This window comes from Bradyrhizobium lablabi (assembly GCF_018129385.1).
Classification (GTDB): Bacteria; Pseudomonadota; Alphaproteobacteria; order Rhizobiales; family Xanthobacteraceae; genus Bradyrhizobium; species Bradyrhizobium lablabi_C.
The window spans coordinates 515,705-532,317 of the sequence record NZ_JAFCLN010000001.1 but is presented as its reverse complement, the minus strand read 5'-3'; the positions used below and the strand labels follow the sequence as shown (position 1 = coordinate 532,317).

Annotated in this window: 22 protein-coding genes; 10 read left to right on the top strand and 12 right to left on the bottom strand. The window is 63.5% G+C overall.

Annotation, left to right across the window (positions count from 1 at the left end; genetic code table 11):
* Positions 1 to 50 precede the first annotated feature (50 nt).
* The 4 genes from JQ628_RS02440 to JQ628_RS02425 all read right to left on the bottom strand — a co-directional run bounded on the left by JQ628_RS02440 (position 51) and on the right by JQ628_RS02425 (position 1,894).
* The gene (locus tag JQ628_RS02440) at positions 51 to 707 is read right to left on the bottom strand and encodes a DsbA family protein (RefSeq protein WP_212218592.1); all 657 of its coding nucleotides are present in this window, start codon (positions 705 to 707) and stop codon (positions 51 to 53) included.
* 118 nt (positions 708 to 825) lie between these two features.
* On the bottom strand, positions 826 to 1,305 hold the full coding sequence (locus JQ628_RS02435) for a DUF721 domain-containing protein (RefSeq protein WP_212218589.1): 480 nt from the start codon (positions 1,303 to 1,305) through the stop codon (positions 826 to 828).
* A 12-nt stretch (positions 1,306 to 1,317) separates the two neighbouring features.
* Positions 1,318 to 1,638, bottom strand: coding sequence for a HigA family addiction module antitoxin (locus JQ628_RS02430; protein ID WP_212218586.1), 321 nt, complete (start codon positions 1,636 to 1,638; stop codon positions 1,318 to 1,320).
* On the bottom strand, positions 1,610 to 1,894 hold the full coding sequence (locus JQ628_RS02425; protein WP_212218583.1) for a type II toxin-antitoxin system RelE/ParE family toxin: 285 nt from the start codon (positions 1,892 to 1,894) through the stop codon (positions 1,610 to 1,612). Before JQ628_RS02425 ends, JQ628_RS02430 begins: the two co-directional genes overlap by 29 nt.
* A 92-nt stretch (positions 1,895 to 1,986) precedes the next feature.
* On the opposite strand from JQ628_RS02425, the gene mutY reads away from it, so the two are divergent.
* Positions 1,987 to 3,063 (top strand): A/G-specific adenine glycosylase, encoded by a 1,077-nt coding sequence (mutY, locus tag JQ628_RS02420; protein ID WP_212218580.1) that lies wholly within the window; start codon positions 1,987 to 1,989, stop codon positions 3,061 to 3,063.
* Positions 3,064 to 3,120: 57 nt separating this feature from the next.
* The gene (locus JQ628_RS02415) at positions 3,121 to 3,540 is read left to right on the top strand and encodes a PaaI family thioesterase (RefSeq protein WP_212218577.1); all 420 of its coding nucleotides are present in this window, start codon (positions 3,121 to 3,123) and stop codon (positions 3,538 to 3,540) included.
* A gap of 104 nt (positions 3,541 to 3,644) precedes the next feature.
* Here the strand turns inward: JQ628_RS02415 and JQ628_RS02410 are convergent, their stop codons facing one another.
* Positions 3,645 to 4,922, bottom strand: a complete 1,278-nt coding sequence (locus tag JQ628_RS02410) for a flavin-dependent oxidoreductase (RefSeq protein WP_212218574.1) — start codon at positions 4,920 to 4,922, stop codon at positions 3,645 to 3,647.
* 134 nt (positions 4,923 to 5,056) lie between these two features.
* Between JQ628_RS02410 and JQ628_RS02405 the strand changes: the two genes are divergently transcribed.
* On the top strand, positions 5,057 to 5,686 hold the full coding sequence (locus JQ628_RS02405) for a glutathione S-transferase family protein (protein ID WP_212218571.1): 630 nt from the start codon (positions 5,057 to 5,059) through the stop codon (positions 5,684 to 5,686).
* A 209-nt stretch (positions 5,687 to 5,895) separates the two neighbouring features.
* Here the strand turns inward: JQ628_RS02405 and JQ628_RS02400 are convergent, their stop codons facing one another.
* Positions 5,896 to 6,819 carry a LysR family transcriptional regulator gene (locus JQ628_RS02400; RefSeq protein ID WP_212218569.1) on the bottom strand — a complete coding sequence of 308 codons (924 nt, stop codon included), beginning with the start codon at positions 6,817 to 6,819 and terminating at the stop codon, positions 5,896 to 5,898.
* Between the two features lie 88 nt (positions 6,820 to 6,907).
* On the opposite strand from JQ628_RS02400, the gene JQ628_RS02395 reads away from it, so the two are divergent.
* From JQ628_RS02395 to JQ628_RS02385, 3 genes are all read left to right on the top strand, one after another.
* Entirely contained in the window at positions 6,908 to 7,336 is a 429-nt protein-coding gene (locus tag JQ628_RS02395; protein WP_212218566.1) for a nuclear transport factor 2 family protein, read from the top strand.
* A gap of 83 nt (positions 7,337 to 7,419) precedes the next feature.
* Positions 7,420 to 7,581, top strand: coding sequence for a DUF1127 domain-containing protein (locus JQ628_RS34415; protein WP_212218563.1), 162 nt, complete (start codon positions 7,420 to 7,422; stop codon positions 7,579 to 7,581).
* Positions 7,578 to 7,982 carry a RidA family protein gene (locus tag JQ628_RS02385; protein ID WP_212218560.1) on the top strand — a complete coding sequence of 135 codons (405 nt, stop codon included), beginning with the start codon at positions 7,578 to 7,580 and terminating at the stop codon, positions 7,980 to 7,982. Before JQ628_RS34415 ends, JQ628_RS02385 begins: the two co-directional genes overlap by 4 nt.
* Before the next feature lie 221 nt (positions 7,983 to 8,203).
* On the opposite strand, the gene JQ628_RS02380 is transcribed toward JQ628_RS02385, so the two are convergent.
* The 3 genes from JQ628_RS02380 to JQ628_RS02370 form a co-directional block, all read right to left on the bottom strand.
* Entirely contained in the window at positions 8,204 to 8,896 is a 693-nt protein-coding gene (locus JQ628_RS02380; RefSeq protein WP_212218557.1) for a glutathione S-transferase family protein, read from the bottom strand.
* A 132-nt stretch (positions 8,897 to 9,028) separates the two neighbouring features.
* On the bottom strand, positions 9,029 to 9,355 hold the full coding sequence (locus JQ628_RS02375; protein WP_212218554.1) for a hypothetical protein: 327 nt from the start codon (positions 9,353 to 9,355) through the stop codon (positions 9,029 to 9,031).
* 240 nt (positions 9,356 to 9,595) lie between these two features.
* Positions 9,596 to 10,729, bottom strand: coding sequence for a site-specific DNA-methyltransferase (locus tag JQ628_RS02370; protein WP_283815755.1), 1,134 nt, complete (start codon positions 10,727 to 10,729; stop codon positions 9,596 to 9,598).
* A 260-nt stretch (positions 10,730 to 10,989) separates the two neighbouring features.
* Between JQ628_RS02370 and ypfJ the strand changes: the two genes are divergently transcribed.
* Positions 10,990 to 11,922, top strand: coding sequence for a KPN_02809 family neutral zinc metallopeptidase (gene ypfJ / locus JQ628_RS02365; protein ID WP_212218551.1), 933 nt, complete (start codon positions 10,990 to 10,992; stop codon positions 11,920 to 11,922).
* A gap of 174 nt (positions 11,923 to 12,096) precedes the next feature.
* A complete protein-coding gene (moaB, locus tag JQ628_RS02360) occupies positions 12,097 to 12,657 on the top strand; it encodes a molybdenum cofactor biosynthesis protein B (RefSeq protein ID WP_212218548.1) in 561 nt (186 codons plus the stop codon).
* Between the two features lie 65 nt (positions 12,658 to 12,722).
* On the opposite strand, the gene JQ628_RS02355 is transcribed toward moaB, so the two are convergent.
* The 3 genes from JQ628_RS02355 to JQ628_RS02345 all read right to left on the bottom strand — a co-directional run bounded on the left by JQ628_RS02355 (position 12,723) and on the right by JQ628_RS02345 (position 14,531).
* A complete protein-coding gene (locus JQ628_RS02355) occupies positions 12,723 to 12,872 on the bottom strand; it encodes a hypothetical protein (protein WP_212218545.1) in 150 nt (49 codons plus the stop codon).
* On the bottom strand, positions 12,869 to 13,795 hold the full coding sequence (locus tag JQ628_RS02350) for a bifunctional helix-turn-helix transcriptional regulator/GNAT family N-acetyltransferase (protein ID WP_212218542.1): 927 nt from the start codon (positions 13,793 to 13,795) through the stop codon (positions 12,869 to 12,871). The genes JQ628_RS02355 and JQ628_RS02350 overlap by 4 nt, the downstream gene beginning before the upstream one ends.
* A gap of 166 nt (positions 13,796 to 13,961) precedes the next feature.
* A complete protein-coding gene (locus tag JQ628_RS02345; protein WP_212218539.1) occupies positions 13,962 to 14,531 on the bottom strand; it encodes a glycosyl transferase in 570 nt (189 codons plus the stop codon).
* A 170-nt stretch (positions 14,532 to 14,701) separates the two neighbouring features.
* Between JQ628_RS02345 and JQ628_RS02340 the strand changes: the two genes are divergently transcribed.
* Both JQ628_RS02340 and JQ628_RS02335 read left to right on the top strand, forming a co-directional pair.
* On the top strand, positions 14,702 to 15,862 hold the full coding sequence (locus tag JQ628_RS02340) for a PA0069 family radical SAM protein (RefSeq protein WP_212218537.1): 1,161 nt from the start codon (positions 14,702 to 14,704) through the stop codon (positions 15,860 to 15,862).
* A gap of 228 nt (positions 15,863 to 16,090) precedes the next feature.
* On the top strand, positions 16,091 to 16,546 hold the full coding sequence (locus JQ628_RS02335) for a VOC family protein (protein WP_212218534.1): 456 nt from the start codon (positions 16,091 to 16,093) through the stop codon (positions 16,544 to 16,546).
* The last annotated feature ends 67 nt before the right edge of the window (positions 16,547 to 16,613 follow it).

Sequence of the window (16,613 nt, the reverse complement as noted above, 5' to 3'; positions counted from 1 at the left end):
TTGCTGGACTTAGCCTGTCCAGCGAATCGAACACATCAGCGCTTTGCGAATCAGCTTTTCAACAGAGCTTTGATCCGCTTGTCGAATTCCTCGAACCTTGTGTCGCCCTTGATCATCTCGCCATTGATGAAGAAGGTCGGGGTCGAATTCACCTTCAGGACGTCGGCGGCGTATTTCTGATCGGCGGCGATCTTGTCGAGCAGCGCCTGGTCCTTGAGGCAGTCTTCGACCTGCTGTCCGCTCAGCCCGGCCTGTTTGCCGATCCGCGTCAGGGTCTCGGTGGTGTTCTTGAGCACCCAGTCGTTCTGCTGCTTGAACAGCATGTCGATGACGGCAAAATATTTGCCGGCATCGTCCTTGGCGATGCAGCGGGCCAGCATCGAGCCGGCGGCGGCCTTGATGTCGAGCGGGAATTCGCGGAACACGTAGCGGATCTTGCCCGTGTCGATGTATTCCGACTTGATCTTCGGGAACACCTTTTCGTTGAAATCAGCGCAATGCGGGCAGGTCATCGAGGCGAATTCGGTGATGGTCACGGGCGCGTTGGCCGGGCCTAAAGCCATGTCCGGCAGCGACACCGGTTTGGCGACCTCGGCCGCGCTTTGCGCCGCCGCTTCCGTGATCAGGCGCAGCGGCGAAAAACCGGCGAGCAGGCTCAAGCCCGTCAGCGACAGGGCGGCGGTAAAGGCGCGGCGCGTGATGATCAAGGTGAACTCCCGGATTGGCGCGTACACGCCTGAATGGACTTGAAAAAGCGGCTACTCGCTAGCTTGAAACAATAATTGTGGCAATGGCGGGTTGCCACCGCCAGCGAAACGAAAAGACTCAATTTCGCTTGATCGCAGCGCCCAGCCGCGCCAGCGCGGCCCGCAATTCATCATCCTCCACTGCGGACAGGGATTTGGCCACTGCTTCCACCGCCTTGGCATCGGGCGGCCGGGGCCGGGCAGGCCGGTCCCGCCGCGACAGCGGCGCCTGCCGCAGCGCCAGCCGCCCGACCGCGTGCCAGCCAAAGAAGCGGTTGACCCGCTCGAGGATGACGTCGGCCTTGTGCTGGATCTCCAGCGCCGCCGGCCCTTCCACCCGCAGCACCAGCGTCGCCGGTTCCTGCGGCTGCCCTTCCACCGGCCGTGGCCACTGCATCTTCAGCGGCTCGGAATGCCGGGCGATGTCGCTGCCCGCGATCTCCGCCCAGCGCGTCACCAGTTCGCGCGCCGCAAACCCCTGCTTGGCGTAGGCGTCGGAGAAGACGTCGCTGAGCAGGACGGAAAGCGGCTTTGCACTGATCGGGCCGGGTCTGGACATGGGTCGACTATATCACGCCGCGCGCGGCCGGATCGCCTTCAAGTCGCGATCGATCTGGCGCCGCCGTTGCATCAGGTCGTAATCCATCTGTAGACCCAGAAAGAAGCCTTCCGACATACCGAAATAGCGCGCCAGCCGTAGATCGGTATCGGCTGTAATGTCGCGCTTTCCCAACACAATCTCGTTGATGCGGCGGGGAGGCACATGCACCGCGCGCGCCAGCGCATTCTGACTAAGCCCCATTGGCTTGAGAAATTCCTCAAGCAGGATTTCGCCTGGGTGGGGGTTTTGAAGCAGCCCGCCTTTAGTCATGGTAGTCGACGATTTCGACATGCGCCGGTCCTCCTTCGTCCCAAACGAAACATATCCGCCACTGATCGTTGATCCGGATCGAATGCTGTCCCTGCCGATCAGCTTTCAGGGCTTCAAGCCGATTGCCGGGAGGTACACGAAGGTCCGTAAGCACTCGGGCCTGATTCAAAAGACGAAGCTTCCTCAGGGCAACGTTTTGAATGTCGGATGGCAACTTTCGGCTCCGCCGGCCGGACCAGATCAACTCTGTTTCGGGATCGGCAAAGTTCTGGATCATGAGCCACTATAACGCAATGCGTTATAGTGAGCAACGCTGGTCTTTCAGTGATTCCAATTCTAAGATGTGCCGTGCCTCGATCGACCGCAATCATGACGAAGCAGGACGCCGTCGAAAGCGCTGACGCGCGCCCCGCGCTCCTGCTCGCCTGGTACGACCGCCATCGCCGCCGGCTGCCGTGGCGGCCGCCGGCCGGGGAGCGGGCCGATCCGTACCGGGTGTGGCTGTCGGAGATCATGCTACAGCAGACCGGCGTCAAAACCGTCGGGCCTTATTTCGAAAAGTTTCTGGCGCGCTGGCCGGATGTCGCTTCGCTTGGGCGCGCCTCGCTCGACGATGTTCTGCGCATGTGGGCCGGGCTCGGCTATTACTCGCGGGCGCGCAATCTGCACGCCTGCGCGGTGGCGGTGCTGCGCGATCATGGCGGGCTGTTTCCGGATACCGAAGAGGGACTGCGCTCGCTGCCGGGGATCGGGCCGTACACCGCGTCCGCGATTGCGGCGATCGCCTTCGACATCAGGACCATGCCGGTCGACGGCAATATCGAGCGCGTGGTGTCGCGCCTCTATGCGGTTGAAGACCCGCTGCCGCAGGCCAAGCCAAAAATCCAGCAACTGGCGGCGACGCTATTGGCCGACTGTCGCGCCGGCGACAGCGCGCAGGCGCTGATGGACCTCGGCTCGTCGGTCTGCACGCCGAAGAAGCCGGCCTGCGCGCTCTGTCCGCTGAACGAAGGCTGTGCCGCGCGGATGCGGGGCGATGCGGAAACCTTTCCCCGCAAGGCGCCGAAAAAGAGCGGCACGCTGCGCCGCGGCGCCGCTTTCATCGTGACCCGCGGCGACGAGCTGCTGGTGCGCTCGCGCCCCGAAAAAGGCCTGCTCGGCGGCATGACCGAAGTGCCGGGCTCCGACTGGCTCGCGGCGCAGGACGACAAGGCCGCGCTGAAGCAGGCGCCGGCACTCAATGGCATCGCGCGCTGGCATCGCAAGGCGGGCGTGGTCACCCATGTCTTCACGCATTTCCCGCTGGAGCTCGTGATCTACACCGCAAAGGTTCCCGCGCGCACGCGGGCGCCGGACGATATGCGCTGGGTGCCCATCGCGACGCTGGACAGCGAGGCGCTGCCCAATGTCATGCGCAAGGCCATCGCGCACGGCCTCGGTGAATAGCTGCTGACACCATGCTGTCAGCATGCCTGCGGTAACAGGGGGCAAACGGAGGCTCCCATGACGACGACCGTGTTCGACCGCATGACCATGCCGCCTTGCGCGACGCTGCTCGGCTGGCATCTGCTGGATGCGCGTCCCGAGGAAGGCTGGATCCGGATCGGTTTTGAGGGCAGGCGGGAGTTCTGCAATCCGGCGGGCTTCGTCCAGGGCGGCCTGCTCTCGGCCATGCTCGACGACACCATGGGGCCGGCGGTGTTCGCCATGACCGATGGAAAACTCTACACCTCGACCATCAGCATGACCGTGAATTTCCTGTCCCCGGCCAGGCCCGGCCCGATCACCGGCGAGGCGCGGGTGACTCAGCTCGGCAAGACGGTGGCTTTCGTCGAAGGCAAGCTGATGGCCGAGGACGGCACGGTGGTGGCCACGGGTTCGACCAGCATCCGGCTCGTCGATAGCGCGAAGGCGCTGAGGTAACGCAGCCTGGTCGTCATTGCGAGGAGCGCTTGCGACGAAGCAATCCAGCTTTCTTCGCGTGGCAAAGCTGGATTGCTTCGCTTCGCTCGCAATGACGGTAGCGGCTACGCGCTCGCCCGCTTCGGCAATTGCACGATCGGCGGCTTTGCATTCAGCCCCTCGACCTGAAACCCCGCGACGCGCTTGTAGTTCGCGGCGATGTCTTCCAGTTCCTGCTGCGACAGCACGTCGGTGACGACCTTGTATCCATCCGGCGCGCGCTCCTCGACCAGTTGCATCACCTGCTCCGGCCCGTTGCGGCGGTTGAGCATCACGAGGTCGGTGGTGGCGGGCCGCCGCTCGGCCTCATAGGCCGCAAGCGCCGCATTGGTCGCGCCCTTTGACAGAATCTCGCGGGTGATGACGCGTGCATCCAGAATCGCCTGTGAGGCACCGTTGGAGCCGATCGGGTACATCGGGTGCGCGGCATCGCCCATCAGCGTGACGCGGCCAAAGGTCCATTGCGGGATCGGATCGCGGTCGACCAGCGGGTATTCGTAGGCGTGCGGGCAGTTCTCGATCAGCCCGGGCACGTCGAGCCAGTCGAACTTCCAATCCCTGAACCACGGCAAGAACTCCTCGAGTTTTGCCGTGCGGTTATAGTCCTCGCGGCGCCATTGATAGCTCGGCGGCATGTGGCGTTCGGCGACCCAGTTGATCTGGTGCTTGCCATCGGCGTCGGGCGTCTTCGAAATCGGATAGCAGACGAATTTCAGGATCTCGTGGCCGGCCATGATCATGGTGCGGCCGGTGAGGAACGCATCGCTTGCGGTGATGCCGCGCCAGAGAATGCGGCCATTCCAGATCGGCGGGCCTTCCTTCGGGTAGAGTTTTTCGCGCACCGCGGAATGGATGCCGTCGGCGGCGATCAGCAGGTCGCCTTCGTAAGTACCGGCCGGCTTGCCGGTCGCCTTGTCGATGAAGTCGGCGCGGATGCCGTTCGCCGTTTCGATCCAGCCGGTGAGGTGATGGCTGGTCAGGATGTTGTCGCGGCCGAGCCGCTCGATCGCCGCATCGAGCAGGATCTGTTGCAGCATGCCGCGATGGATCGAAAATTGCGGCCATTTGTAGCCGGCCTCGATGCCGCGCGGCTCGCTCCAGATCGGCTTGCCGTGTTTTGAGAAATAGGCGAGCTCGCGCGTGCGCACGGCGGAAGCATCGAGCGCATCGTGCAGGCCGAGCTCGATCAGCTCGCGCACCGCATGCGGCAGCACGTTGATGCCGACGCCAAGCGGCCTCAGCTCCGGCACGCTCTCGAATACGCGCGCGGGCACGCCGATCTGGTGCAGGCTGAGTGCCAGCGTGAGCCCGCCGATGCCGCCGCCTGCGATGAGTATGGTCATGATACGCCCCTGCTATTTGACATCGTCATGACATGGGAGCAGCGTTTTGGGCAACCGCGAAAGGCGGCGTTTCGGCATGGACGGCGCCGGGATGCGCCGTTAACGTCCCGCGGGCTTTTCGGGAGAGGAACGTCATGATGAAGCTCTATTACGCCACCGGCACCTGTGCGCTTGCTTCGCATATCGCACTGGAGGAGGCCGGCGCGGCCTACACCACCGACCGGCTCGATTTCAAAACCAACCAGCAGAACAGCCCGGACTATCTCAAGATCAACGCCAAGGGCCGCGTGCCCGCGCTGGTGACGGACAAGGGCGTGATCACCGAGACGCCGGCGATCCTTGCCTTCATTGCACAGAGTTTTCCGAACGCAAAGCTCGCGCCGTTCGACGACGCCTTTGCATTCGCGCAGGTGCAGTCGATCAACAATTATCTCTGTTCCACCGTGCATGTCTGCCACGCCCACAAGGGGCGCGGCTATCGCTGGGCAACCGAAGAGACCTCGTTCGCCGACATGAAGCGCAAGGTGCCGGAGACGATGTCGGCATGCTTCGCCCTGATCGAGCGTGACCTCTTGAAAGGGCCGTGGGTGATGGGCGAGCAGTACACGATCTGCGATCCCTATCTCTACACGATCAGCGGCTGGCTGGAGGGCGACGGCGTCGACCTCGCAAAACTGCCTGGTGTCGTCGCACATCGCAAACGCATGCAAGAGCGGCCGGCGGTGCAGAAGGTGGTGTCGGAAGAAAAGGCGCTGGCGGCTTAGGGGAGTGAGAAGGCTCGCGCCTTACCGCCATTTTCAATGATGGCGCTACACGCTCACTCGTCGTCCCCCGCGAAGGCGGGGGACCCAGTATTCCAGAGACGTCGGCGATCGAACCGTGAGGCCGCGGCATACTGGATCCCCCGCCTTCGCGGGGGATGACGGGCTTTGTTGGGTTATCCGTCCTTGCTTCGCAGTGACGACAACAATCGCTACGTCGGCTTTTTCCGCTCCCGCTCCATCTCCCGGCCGATGCCCAGCATGATGTTGCGCAGCCAGATCGAGCCGGGGTCCATCTGCGCGCGGGTCGGATAGAACATGTACTGCTCGTCGATGCCCGGATCGAGCGGCGGGTCGACGGTTGCGAGCGACAATTGCTTCGATAGCGCGCCGATCAGGCGGCGCGGCACGAAGGCGACGAGGTCGGTGCGGGCGGCGACGTGCAGCGCCTCGATATAGCCGGGCACGACCAGCGCGATGCGCCGCTCGATGCCCTTGGAGCGCAGCCACATGTCGATCAGATCCTGGCTCTGGCCGCGGATGATCACGGCGACATGACGTGCCTTCAGAAACGCCTCGCGCTTCTTCAGCCGCGCACCAACGGGATGGCCGCGCCGCACCGCCAGCGCGTCGCTGTCGGTGTAGAGCCTTTGGCGGTGAAAGCCCTTGAAGGCGTCGCCGATCGAGATGACGAGGTCGATCGTGCGGGCGAATTCGGCGGTGAAGATCGCCGGCCCGCGCCACGGCACCACGTCGATGGTGACGTTCGGCGCTATCTTCGTGACCTTCTCCATCAGCGGCGGCACCAGCAGCTCAACGGCCAGATCCGGCATCATCAGCCGAAAGTGCCGCTCGCTGCTGGCAGCGTCGAACGCGTCCGGCTCGAAAAGTCCGCGCACCTGGTCGAGCGCTTGCGCCAACGGCCCGCGCAACGCCTGGGCCCGCGGCGTCAGCTCCATCCGCGCGCCGTTGCGCACCAGCAAGGGATCGCGCAGCAGGTCGCGCAGCCGCTGCAACGCGTGGCTCGCCGCCGGCTGCGACAGCCCGATCCGCATCGCCGCCCGGCTGACGCTGGCTTCTTTCAGGAGCGCGTCGAGCGCCACCAGCAGATTGAGGTCAAGCGAATTCAAATTCATGGAATGAATAAATACCATATTCGCTATCGATTGGAAGAATGCCGACTGCGGCGCCATGATTGGCAACAGCCAATCCATGGAGAGCACCATGAGCGTCGAAGCCAACAAGAAGCTGGTCCAGCAGATCTACACCGACTCCGCCAACCGCAGCGGCACCACCTTCACCGACAATCTCGCCGAGGACGCCGTCTGGATCGTCACCGGCCAGTACTCCTGGTCGCATGAGTTTCGAGGGCGCGATGCGATCCAGAACGGCCTGATGGGCCATTTTCGCTCGTTCTTCGCAGTGCGACCAAGAACCGTAGCGTTCAACTTCATCGCCGAGGGCGACTATGTGGTGGTCGAGGCAAAAGGCGACAACGTCACCAAGGCAGGCCTGCGCTACGACAACCAGTATTGCATGGTGTGGCGGATCGAGAACGGCAAGATCAAAATGATCAAGGAGTATTGCGACTCGGCATTGGTCGAGCGCGTGCTCGGCCCGTTCCCGCGCGAACGCAAGCTGGCGGCAGGCTGACATCATTGAGTAGCCTTTATGCGGGCAGCCGGCCGCGATACCGGCGACCTTTTCCGATCGCGATCCTTGCAATCGCCCGGTCAATGCTCATGCTGGTTCTGACATGGCGCGAGCGCAGCCGTATCAGACGTCAGCTCGCTGTCATGAGCGATCGTGAATTGCACGATATGGGAATCTGCCGGGCGGAAATCGCCGACGAGACGGCAAAGCCGTTCTGGCGGGAATTGAAAGGGAGGTTGTCATGAGCAAGGAAATCTTCAGTCCGCCGACGCTGCCGCCGCCGACCGGCTATTCGCATGTCGCGAAGGTCAACAAGGGAACGCTGGTCTATATCGCCGGCCAGGTGTCGAGCGATGCGTCCGGCAAGCTGGTCGGCGAGGGCGATCTCACGGCGCAGACCGAGCAGGTGTTCAAGAACCTGAAGCTGGCGCTGGAGGCGGCCGGTGCGACCCTGAACGATGTCGTCAAGATGAACACCTATCTCGTCGCGGAAGTCAGCCAGGACGATCTGCCGAAGATGCGGGCGGTCCGCGACCGCTACATGAACAAGGAGAAGCCGCCGGCGAGCACGCTGGTGGTGGTAAGCCGGCTGGCGCGGCCGGGCTGGCTGATCGAGATCGAAGTCGTTGCGGCGATCGACGCGTAGAAGGCAACTACGCTGTCTGTGAATATATTCGGCCTCTATGGTTCGAGACGCGCCGCAAGCGGCGCTCCTCACCATGAGGATCACAGATTGTGCCGCGAAGTACGTCCTCATCCTGAGGAGCCCGCCTGGCGGGCGTCTCGAAGGATGGGCCGCGAGTACATCGCCTGCCAATTTCCGGGTCCACGCGCAAGGGCGCGTGTCCCGGAATGACGTGCGAGGGCTTAAGCCACCTTCGTCTTGAGATGGCGGAACATGTTGCCGCGCGCCTCGTCGTCCATCTCCGCCTTGAAGGTGTGCCTGTCCTTCAGGCCAATCGCCTTGGCCGCCGCCGGACGCGCGGAAATCTCGTCGACCAGACGCTTGACGTTGGCATATTTCGCCGCCGCCTCGTCGCTCATCACGAATGCCGCCATCCGCGCCCAGCCCCACAGCGCCATGTCGACGATGGTGTAGGTATCGCCCACCATGTACTTGCGGCCGGCCAGATGTTCGTTGAGCACGGCGTAGTGGCGCTGCGCCTCGAACTGGTAGCGGTTGTGGGCGTAGTCGTGGTTCTGGTCCTTCGGCGCGAAATGCTTGAAGTGCACCGCCTGGCCGGAATAGGGCCCGATGCCGGTGGCGACGAACATCAGCCACGACAGCATCTGCGCGCGGTTCTGCGGCGTGTCGGCGGGCAGGAATTTTCCGGTCTTCTCGGCGAGGTAGAGCAGGATGGCGTTGCTGTCGAACACGATGACGCCGTCATCGTCGATCGCCGGCACCTTGCTGTTCGGATTGACCTTCAGAAATTCCGGCCTGAACTGGTCGCCCTTGCGGGTGTCGACCGCCACCGCCTCGAACGGCAGGCCGGACTCTTCGAGGAAGAGCGCGACCTTGGTCGGGTTGGGCGAACCGTTGAAATAGAATTTGAGCACTGCAAGTCTCCCCTGCTTCTTGTTGGCCCGGCAAATCGGGTCGCGGCGTCATTGCCGCGGGCAGGGATTTTCATGCGCAAACCTGGCGGAAAGCGCAAGCGCCGACTTTGCAAGAAAGAGGGTGAGGCAGCCTTATGCGAATGCGAGGCCGGCAACGCCGGCGACCGCCAGGCCCGCACCGGCGATGATCATGAGCGCCGCAAAGCGCATTTCCGAACGCAGCGCCAGGCGCTGGCCTGCGCGCTCGGTTGGCCGCGCGTAGCCATGAACGATGAGCTGTTCGCTGAAGCTGGTGTTGGCTTCCAGGATGTCGGTGAAGCCGGCGCAGACGATCAGGATGCCGAGGATGATCAGTCCGGCAGGTCCCATCAGGCTGAGCAGCAGGATCGGAAAGACGCCAAGCAGGAAGATCGGCAGCAGCGGCAGGACGATGAACGACTCGGATGTTCGCGAGCGCATGGTCGTAATCTCGTATCGGGTCAAATGAATGCAATTCTGTCGCACAGGATAACGGCGGAAGGGTGTGCGGCCAACCGCAGAGATGGCGCGGCTGTCATGCCGGTTACCGTCGATGTTTGCGGAGGCAATAGGCAGCGCCGCGTTTCGCGCCACTCGGCCACGGTTCTTGTGCACGCTACGATGCGCAAACACCGGCTCGCGGTCACGGCTATGCGATTGGTGAACGGGGCGGGCGGTAAATTAACCCGCCGCCATCCCCGAGCGGATTTCCGCGCGCAGTTCGTCGATCAGCTTGAGGCCCTGCTTGGTCTCGACGTGCCAGAAAGTCCAGCCGTTGCAGGCGCCCGAGCCTTGCGCGACCGCGCCGATGCGATGGATCGAGCCGACCTTGTCGCCGAGCATGATGGCCCCATCGGCGCGCACCAGCGCGCCATGGCGCTTCTTGGCGTCGACCAGCTTTGCGCCCGGCGAAATCATGCCGCGCTCGATCAGTTCGGAGAACGCCACGCGCGGCGCCTCGCGGGCGGTCATGAACGGGGCGAGCGTTGCTTCCGGCAGCGGCTCGATCGCCGCGATGCGCGCCTCAGCCGCGGCCGCATAGGCCGGGTCGCGCTCGAAGCCGACATAGCGGCGGCCGAGACGTTTTGCCACGGCGCCGGTCGTGCCGGTGCCGTTGAAGGGATCGATCACGAGATCGCCGGGCTTCGACGACGACAAAAGCACGCGTGCCAGCAGGCCTTCCGGCTTCTGAGTCGGATGCACCTTCTTGCCGTCCTTGCCCTTGAGCCGCTCCTCGCCCGTGCAGAGCGGGATCAGCCAGTCGGAACGCGCCTGCACGTCTTCGTTGGCCGCCTTCAGCGCTTCATAATTGAAGGTATAGCCCTTGGCCTTCTCGTCGCGCGCCGCCCAGATCATGGTTTCGTGCGCATTGGTGAAGCGGCGGCCGCGGAAATTCGGCATCGGGTTGGACTTGCGCCAGACGATGTCGTTGAGGACCCAGAAGCCGAGGTCCTGCATGATGGTGCCGACGCGGAAGATGTTGTGATAGGAGCCGATCACCCAGATCGTCGCCGACGGCTTCATGACGCGGCGGCAGGCCAAGAGCCAGGCGCGGGTGAAATCGTCATAGGCGGCGAAGGAGGAAAACTTGTCCCAGTCGTCGTTGACGGCGTCGACATGCGATTCGTCGGGACGCTTGAGATCGCCCTTGAGCTGGAGATTGTAGGGCGGGTCCGCGAACACCAGATCGACGGAAGCCGCCGGAAGCTTCGACATCTCGGCGACGCAGTCGCCGACGATGATGCTGCTGTCAGGCACAGACTCAAATTTAGTGCGGGGCGCCCTTGCAGACGCCCCGCGACGCGACACAACCATGACTCAATTACTCTGACTCAGGCGACGCTGTCGGCGACGCGGGACTAAACAACCGACTGGCCACACATTGACCCGGCAAAGTAAAAATCGACTTAAGGACAAAGTTGTTGGGCGAGATTGGCGGTCCGTGCGCGCACAGGTGCACTAGGCAATATTTGCCGGGCGGGCTATTGATTAACGGAATGGAAATTTTACGTCTGTGCCGCGTTAGGCTTTGCGCACACGCAGTGCCAGCGGGCAGGGAATGAGGGAAAACCATCATGCGCTACGATGACTTTCGCCGCAGCGACGAGATCGATGACCGTCGCGACAGTGGCGGCATGGGTGGCGGCGGCGGCTTCGGCGTGCCGATGGGCGGCGGCGGTCTCGGCATCGGCACCATCATCGTGCTCGGCCTGCTCGGCTACGCCTTTGGCATCGATCCGCGCATCCTGATCGGCGGCGCCGAGATACTCTCCGGCGGCGGGCAGGCGCCGAGCTATCAGCAGGATCGTCCCTCCCGCCAGGGCAAGACCGGTGCGCCGACCGACGAGATGGGCAGCATGATCGCGGGCATCCTCGGCGAGCTCGACGACCGCTGGAGCGAAATCTTCAAGGCCAGCGGCCAGAACTATACCGGCCCGAAAATCGTCCTGTTCCGCAACGCCACCAATGGCGGGCGCTGCGGCATGGCGCAGTCGGCGATGGGACCGTTCTATTGTCCGCCGGACCGCACGATCTTCCTCGACACCGCGTTCTTCCGCGAGGTCGAGACGCGCTTCCGCGGCTGTTCGGGCAAATCTGCCTGCAACTTCACGACGGCCTATATCATCGCGCATGAGGCCGGCCATCATATCCAGAACCTGCTCGGCATCCTGCCGCGCGTGCAGCGCGCGCAGCAGCAGGCCGGCAGCAAGGCGGAAGCCAATGCGTTGCAGGTGAAAGTCGAGTTGCAGGCCGACTGTCTGTCCGGCGTCTGGGTCAACCGCGAGGAAAAGAAGCGCCCGGGCTTCGTCGAAGCCGGCGATATCGATGCGGCGCTCAAGACCGCCACCGCGATCGGCGACGACACGCTGCAACGCCAGGCGACGGGCAGAGTGGTGCCTGATAGCTTCACCCACGGCTCCGCCGCGCAGCGCAGGCAATGGTTCATGACCGGCTATCAGCAGGGCACCGTGCAGGCCTGCAACACCTTTGGCGCGGGCGCGTTGTAAGTCTCGTGCCCCGGACGCTGCGCAGCGCGTCCGGGATCGCGCGAAGCGCGACTCCTGCGGTGCGCTGCAGAGCCGGGGCCCACGTTTCGAGCCGGCCATTAAGAATGGGTCCCGGCTCTGCGGAGCAGCGTGAAGGACGCTGCACCGCGTCCGGGACACGAAAGATAGGTCGCAATGTCCATCGACGAAACCAAACAATTCGTGCCGCTCAACATCGCGGTGCTGACCGTCTCCGACACGCGCTCGCTCGCGGATGACAAGTCCGGCACGACACTGGCCGACCGCCTGACATCCGCCGGTCACAAGCTCGCCGCGCGCGAAATCGTCACTGATGACGTCGAGGAAATCCGCGCGGTGATCCGCAAATGGATCGCTGACGCCGGCGTCGACGCCATCATCACCACCGGCGGCACCGGCTTCACCGGCCGCGACGTGACGCCGGAAGCCATCGAGCCGCTGTTCGAAAAGCGCATGGACGGTTTTTCGATCGCCTTCCACATGCTCAGCCACGCCAAGATCGGCGCCTCCACCGTGCAGAGCCGCGCCACCGCGGGCGTGGCGAATGCGACCTTCATCTTCTGCCTGCCGGGATCTCCCGGCGCCTGCCGCGACGGCTGGGACGGCATTTTGGCGGCACAGCTCGACTACCGGACGCGGCCCTGCAATTTCGTCGAGATCATGCCGCGGCTGGACGAGCATCTGCGCCGCCCGAAGGCGAAGGGCGCGTCGGCGTAGAGCATAATCCGGAAAAGTGGAGACCGGTTTTCCGAAAGATCATGCTCAAACAAAGAGGAGAGGCGTCAACGGCGTGCAAGCCTTTTCAGCCACGCCCACACCGCCGACACCGCATCGACATAAGCCTGGTCGCGAAGCTGCTTTGCGCGCAGTTTGTAGAACGCCAGCAATTCCGGCGTTAAGCGCCGCGGTGCATCGCGACGCTCGGCCTTCACAGCTCGCGCTCCCAGGTCTCGCCCACGAGATCGACGCCAAAGCTGTGGTGCGGTTCGCTCGCCACCAGCTTGAAGCCGGCGCTCTGGTAGATTCCGCGCGCGGCGACCAGGATGCTCTGCGTCCACAGCGTCATCTTTTTGTAGCCTCTCTCGCGCGCCGAGCGGATGCATTGCTCGACGAGCGCGCGGCCGACGCCAAGCCCGCGCGCCTTTTTGTCCACCAGCAACAGCCGCAGCTTCGCGATGTCGTCGCTGCCCTTCACCAGGAAGATCGACCCAATCGGCAGGCCGTCTGCTTCCGCAATCCAGCAATGCTCGCGCGAAGCGTCATAGTTCTTGATGAACTGCGCGCAGATTTCAGCGACCAGCGCCTCGTAGCTGATGTCCCAGCCATATTCCTCGGCATAGGCCTTTGCCTGGCTCGAGATCACCCAGCCCATGTCGCCGGGGCGCGGATCGCGCAGGACGGCGGGCTTGGGCGCATCGGCCGTGCCGAGCAGGTGCTGGATGGTGGCCATCGCCGCCACCAGGCGCCGGCGATCGTCATCCGCCAATCCCTCAATCATGGCTATGACCTGATCGTCCGAGCTGCGATCGAGCTTGGCAAAGGCCTGCCGTCCCTTGGCCGTCAGGCTGAGCTGGTATTGCCGGCGGTCCGAGGGCAGGGGCTGGCGGGTGACGAGGCCTTTTTCGTCGAAATTCTGGATCAGGCGGCTCAGGTAGCCCGCATCGAGGCCAAGCTCGATGCCGATCTGTTTGGCTGCGAGGTCGTCCCGGTGGGCGAGTTCGTACAACACCCGGCCCTCGCTCAGCGAGAACGGGCTCTTCATGAAATGCTGGTCGAACACGCCGAGCTTGTGTGTGTAGAAGCGGTTGAACGCGCGAATTGCAGAAATTTCGCCGCCGGATTCTCGTATCGCCATCGTGCACCTCAAATATTTGCCATTGTCAAATAATTATTTGACTTTGGCAAGTATATTTTCGCGGGCAGCGGGGCGATCGGTGCCGCCAACGGCCACGGCCTACTGTGCATGGGGTTGTTTTCGATATTTTGGTCGAGCGGTGCGAGCGGGGTGGCTCCGGCCTGTCTCAGGCGACCATGATCCGGCTGCGCAGCATGATGCGCGAGGAGCGGCCGAGCTGGCGCAGCAGGCGGGCCTCCGAGCGGCGGCCATCCGGCCGGTAGCCGCCAAGCCGGTCGTAATGGTCGCGCGCGATCAGCAGCCCCTGTTCGGCCGATGGCCCCGCGATCATGCGGGCAAGCAGTCTGAAACCGTCGCTGAAGCGCGTTTCGGCGTAGGGCGAGCGGGCATAGCGAAAGATCCCGGCGCGGGGCCGGCCGCTGCTGGCGACGTTGTTGACGAACTGGGTGGTTTCCTCGATCCAGCCGGAATCGAGCACCGCGCCGGCATGCAGGAACATCAGCCAGGGCGAGCGCGCCTGTTTGGCGCCGGCCGCCAGGGCCGCAGCACGCGATCCCTCGGCGGCGAGGAAACGGCAACCGGCGACGTCGGCGACGCGCTCGATCACGGCGGACCCGGAGCGATCGACCAGCAGCACCTCGCGAATGATTCCCGCGGCGGCGCCCGGCACCAAAGCCGCAAGGGTTGCGACGGCCGGTTGTTCGACACCTTCCGTGGGAATGATCACGCTCAACATTAATGAGGCTTCATTAGCTCAAAACAGTGGAAAACGCAGCTTGTTATCACCTTGTCACATTCAAATCAGCCGTCCCGTTGCGGATTTTTGCGGCAAAGGTTTCCATCGCTCCACGGTGAATCTTGCGCTGATGTTCTTGATTTGTTCTCGCGCCGTGTTATGTTCGCTGCATGAGCCGAGCATCCTCTCATGCCCTCAAGCACCCGCCGGTCACGGCGCCCTCCGAGCCGGCGGGTGCGACTCCTTTTCCTGAGCTGGCGGTCGCGATCGAGAGCGAGCGCCGGCGCGGCCGTGGCGCGCAATCCAACGCCAGCGGACGCTACGAGGCGGAGGCGCGCGTCGCCTTCGACGACGGCTGGCAGAGCCTTGAGGACTTGCCGCCGTTCAAGACCACGGTCTCCATCGATACCTCGCGCAAGGTGATCGCGCGCAACGACTCGCCCGACATCGGCTTCGACCGCTCGATCAATCCTTATCGAGGCTGCGAGCACGGCTGTGTCTATTGTTTCGCGCGGCCGACCCACGCCTATCTCGGTCTTTCGCCGGGGCTGGATTTCGAATCGAAGCTGCTGGTCAAGCCCGATGCGCCTGCGCTGCTGGAGAAGGAGCTGGCCGCGCCCGACTACGAACCGCGCATGATCGCGATCGGCACCAATACCGATCCCTATCAGCCGATCGAGCGCGAGCGAAAGATCATGCGCGGCATTCTGGAAGTGCTGGAGCGCGCCGGCCATCCGGTCGGCATCGTGACCAAATCGGCGCTGGTGACCCGCGACATTGACATCCTCTCGAAGATGGCCAAGCGCAATCTGGTCAAGGTGGCGCTGTCGGTGACGACGCTCGATGCAAAGCTGGCGCGCACCCTGGAGCCGCGCGCCTCGACGCCGCCGAAGCGGCTGGAGGCGATACGCCAGCTTGCGCAGGCGGGCATTCCCGCCACCGTGATGGTGGCGCCGGTGATCCCGGCGCTGAATGATTCCGAGATCGAGCGCATCCTCGATGCGGCGGCGCATGCCGGCGCCAAGGAAGCAAGCTACGTGGTGCTGCGGCTGCCGCTGGAAGTGCGCGACCTCTTCCGCGAATGGCTGATGGCGAATTATCCCGATCGCTATCGTCACGTCTTCACCCTGATCCGCGACATGCGCGGCGGCCGCGACTACGACTCGCAATGGGGCACGCGGATGAAGGGGACCGGTCCGATGGCCTGGATGATCGGGCGGCGTTTCGAGATCGCCTGCGAAAAGCTCGGCCTCAACAAGCGGCGCTCGAAGCTGACGACCGATCATTTTGCGAGGCCGAAGCGGAGCGGGCAGCAGTTGAGTTTGTTTTAGCCGTTTGTGGCGCCGTCATTGCGAGCGAAGCGAAGCAATCCAGTGTCACGCGCGGCGCATCCTTCGAGACGCCCGCTGTTGGCGGGCTCCTCAGGATGAGGATCTGTTACGCGGCAAAATCTCGACCCTCATGGTGAGGAGCGCCGCTTGCGGCGCGTCTCGAACCATTGAGGCCGCAGATTCACAACCCTATGCGATAGCTCTGGCAATGACGGGGAGGATGGCGATATGAGCAACAAATCAAACATTCCAATTCCGCGACTGACCGTCATCACGCTGGGCGTCGGCGATATGCGCGCCAGCATTGCCTTCTATGAAGCGCTTGGCTTCAAGCGAAAGATGGCCGCAACAGGCGAGGCGGTTGCGTTCTTCGAAACGGGCGCCACTGTCATCGCACTGTTCCCATGGGATCAACTCGCGCAGGACACAACGCTGCGGGAGAAGCCACACCCATGGACGTTTCGCGGCATGACGCTGGCGTGGAACTGTGCAAGCGCTGAAGAGGTCGACCGCGTTCTCGATTTCGCGATCTCGAAGGGCGCCTCGTTGCTGAAACCGGCCCACAAAACCGATTATGGCGGCTATTCCGGCTATTTCGCCGATCCGGACAAGCATCCCTGGGAAGTCGTGGTCGCGCCCGGTATCGAGGTTGGCGAAGACCGGCGCGTACATTTGCCGGACTAGTCTTCAACGCCCTTGAATAACGGGAATAGCGCCGCGGTTCCCGGTTGCGCAGCGGGCGTTGTCTGAC

Coding starts and splice junctions, on each gene's coding strand:
- JQ628_RS02385 (WP_212218560.1), top strand. CDS start 7,578: ATGAGCAAGGAAATCTTCAGTCCGCCGACGCTGCCGCCGCCGACCGGC.
- moaB (WP_212218548.1), top strand. CDS start 12,097: ATGTCCATCGACGAAACCAAACAATTCGTGCCGCTCAACATCGCGGTG.
- JQ628_RS02370 (WP_283815755.1), bottom strand. CDS start 10,729: ATGGTTGTGTCGCGTCGCGGGGCGTCTGCAAGGGCGCCCCGCACTAAA.
- JQ628_RS02395 (WP_212218566.1), top strand. CDS start 6,908: ATGAGCGTCGAAGCCAACAAGAAGCTGGTCCAGCAGATCTACACCGAC.
- JQ628_RS02375 (WP_212218554.1), bottom strand. CDS start 9,355: ATGCGCTCGCGAACATCCGAGTCGTTCATCGTCCTGCCGCTGCTGCCG.
- JQ628_RS02415 (WP_212218577.1), top strand. CDS start 3,121: ATGACGACGACCGTGTTCGACCGCATGACCATGCCGCCTTGCGCGACG.
- JQ628_RS02435 (WP_212218589.1), bottom strand. CDS start 1,305: ATGTCCAGACCCGGCCCGATCAGTGCAAAGCCGCTTTCCGTCCTGCTC.
- JQ628_RS02350 (WP_212218542.1), bottom strand. CDS start 13,795: ATGGCGATACGAGAATCCGGCGGCGAAATTTCTGCAATTCGCGCGTTC.
- ypfJ (WP_212218551.1), top strand. CDS start 10,990: ATGCGCTACGATGACTTTCGCCGCAGCGACGAGATCGATGACCGTCGC.
- JQ628_RS02345 (WP_212218539.1), bottom strand. CDS start 14,531: ATGTTGAGCGTGATCATTCCCACGGAAGGTGTCGAACAACCGGCCGTC.
- JQ628_RS02340 (WP_212218537.1), top strand. CDS start 14,702: ATGAGCCGAGCATCCTCTCATGCCCTCAAGCACCCGCCGGTCACGGCG.
- JQ628_RS02410 (WP_212218574.1), bottom strand. CDS start 4,922: ATGACCATACTCATCGCAGGCGGCGGCATCGGCGGGCTCACGCTGGCA.
- JQ628_RS02430 (WP_212218586.1), bottom strand. CDS start 1,638: ATGTCGAAATCGTCGACTACCATGACTAAAGGCGGGCTGCTTCAAAAC.
- mutY (WP_212218580.1), top strand. CDS start 1,987: ATGACGAAGCAGGACGCCGTCGAAAGCGCTGACGCGCGCCCCGCGCTC.
- JQ628_RS02425 (WP_212218583.1), bottom strand. CDS start 1,894: ATGATCCAGAACTTTGCCGATCCCGAAACAGAGTTGATCTGGTCCGGC.
- JQ628_RS34415 (WP_212218563.1), top strand. CDS start 7,420: ATGCTCATGCTGGTTCTGACATGGCGCGAGCGCAGCCGTATCAGACGT.
- JQ628_RS02405 (WP_212218571.1), top strand. CDS start 5,057: ATGATGAAGCTCTATTACGCCACCGGCACCTGTGCGCTTGCTTCGCAT.
- JQ628_RS02335 (WP_212218534.1), top strand. CDS start 16,091: ATGAGCAACAAATCAAACATTCCAATTCCGCGACTGACCGTCATCACG.
- JQ628_RS02400 (WP_212218569.1), bottom strand. CDS start 6,819: ATGAATTTGAATTCGCTTGACCTCAATCTGCTGGTGGCGCTCGACGCG.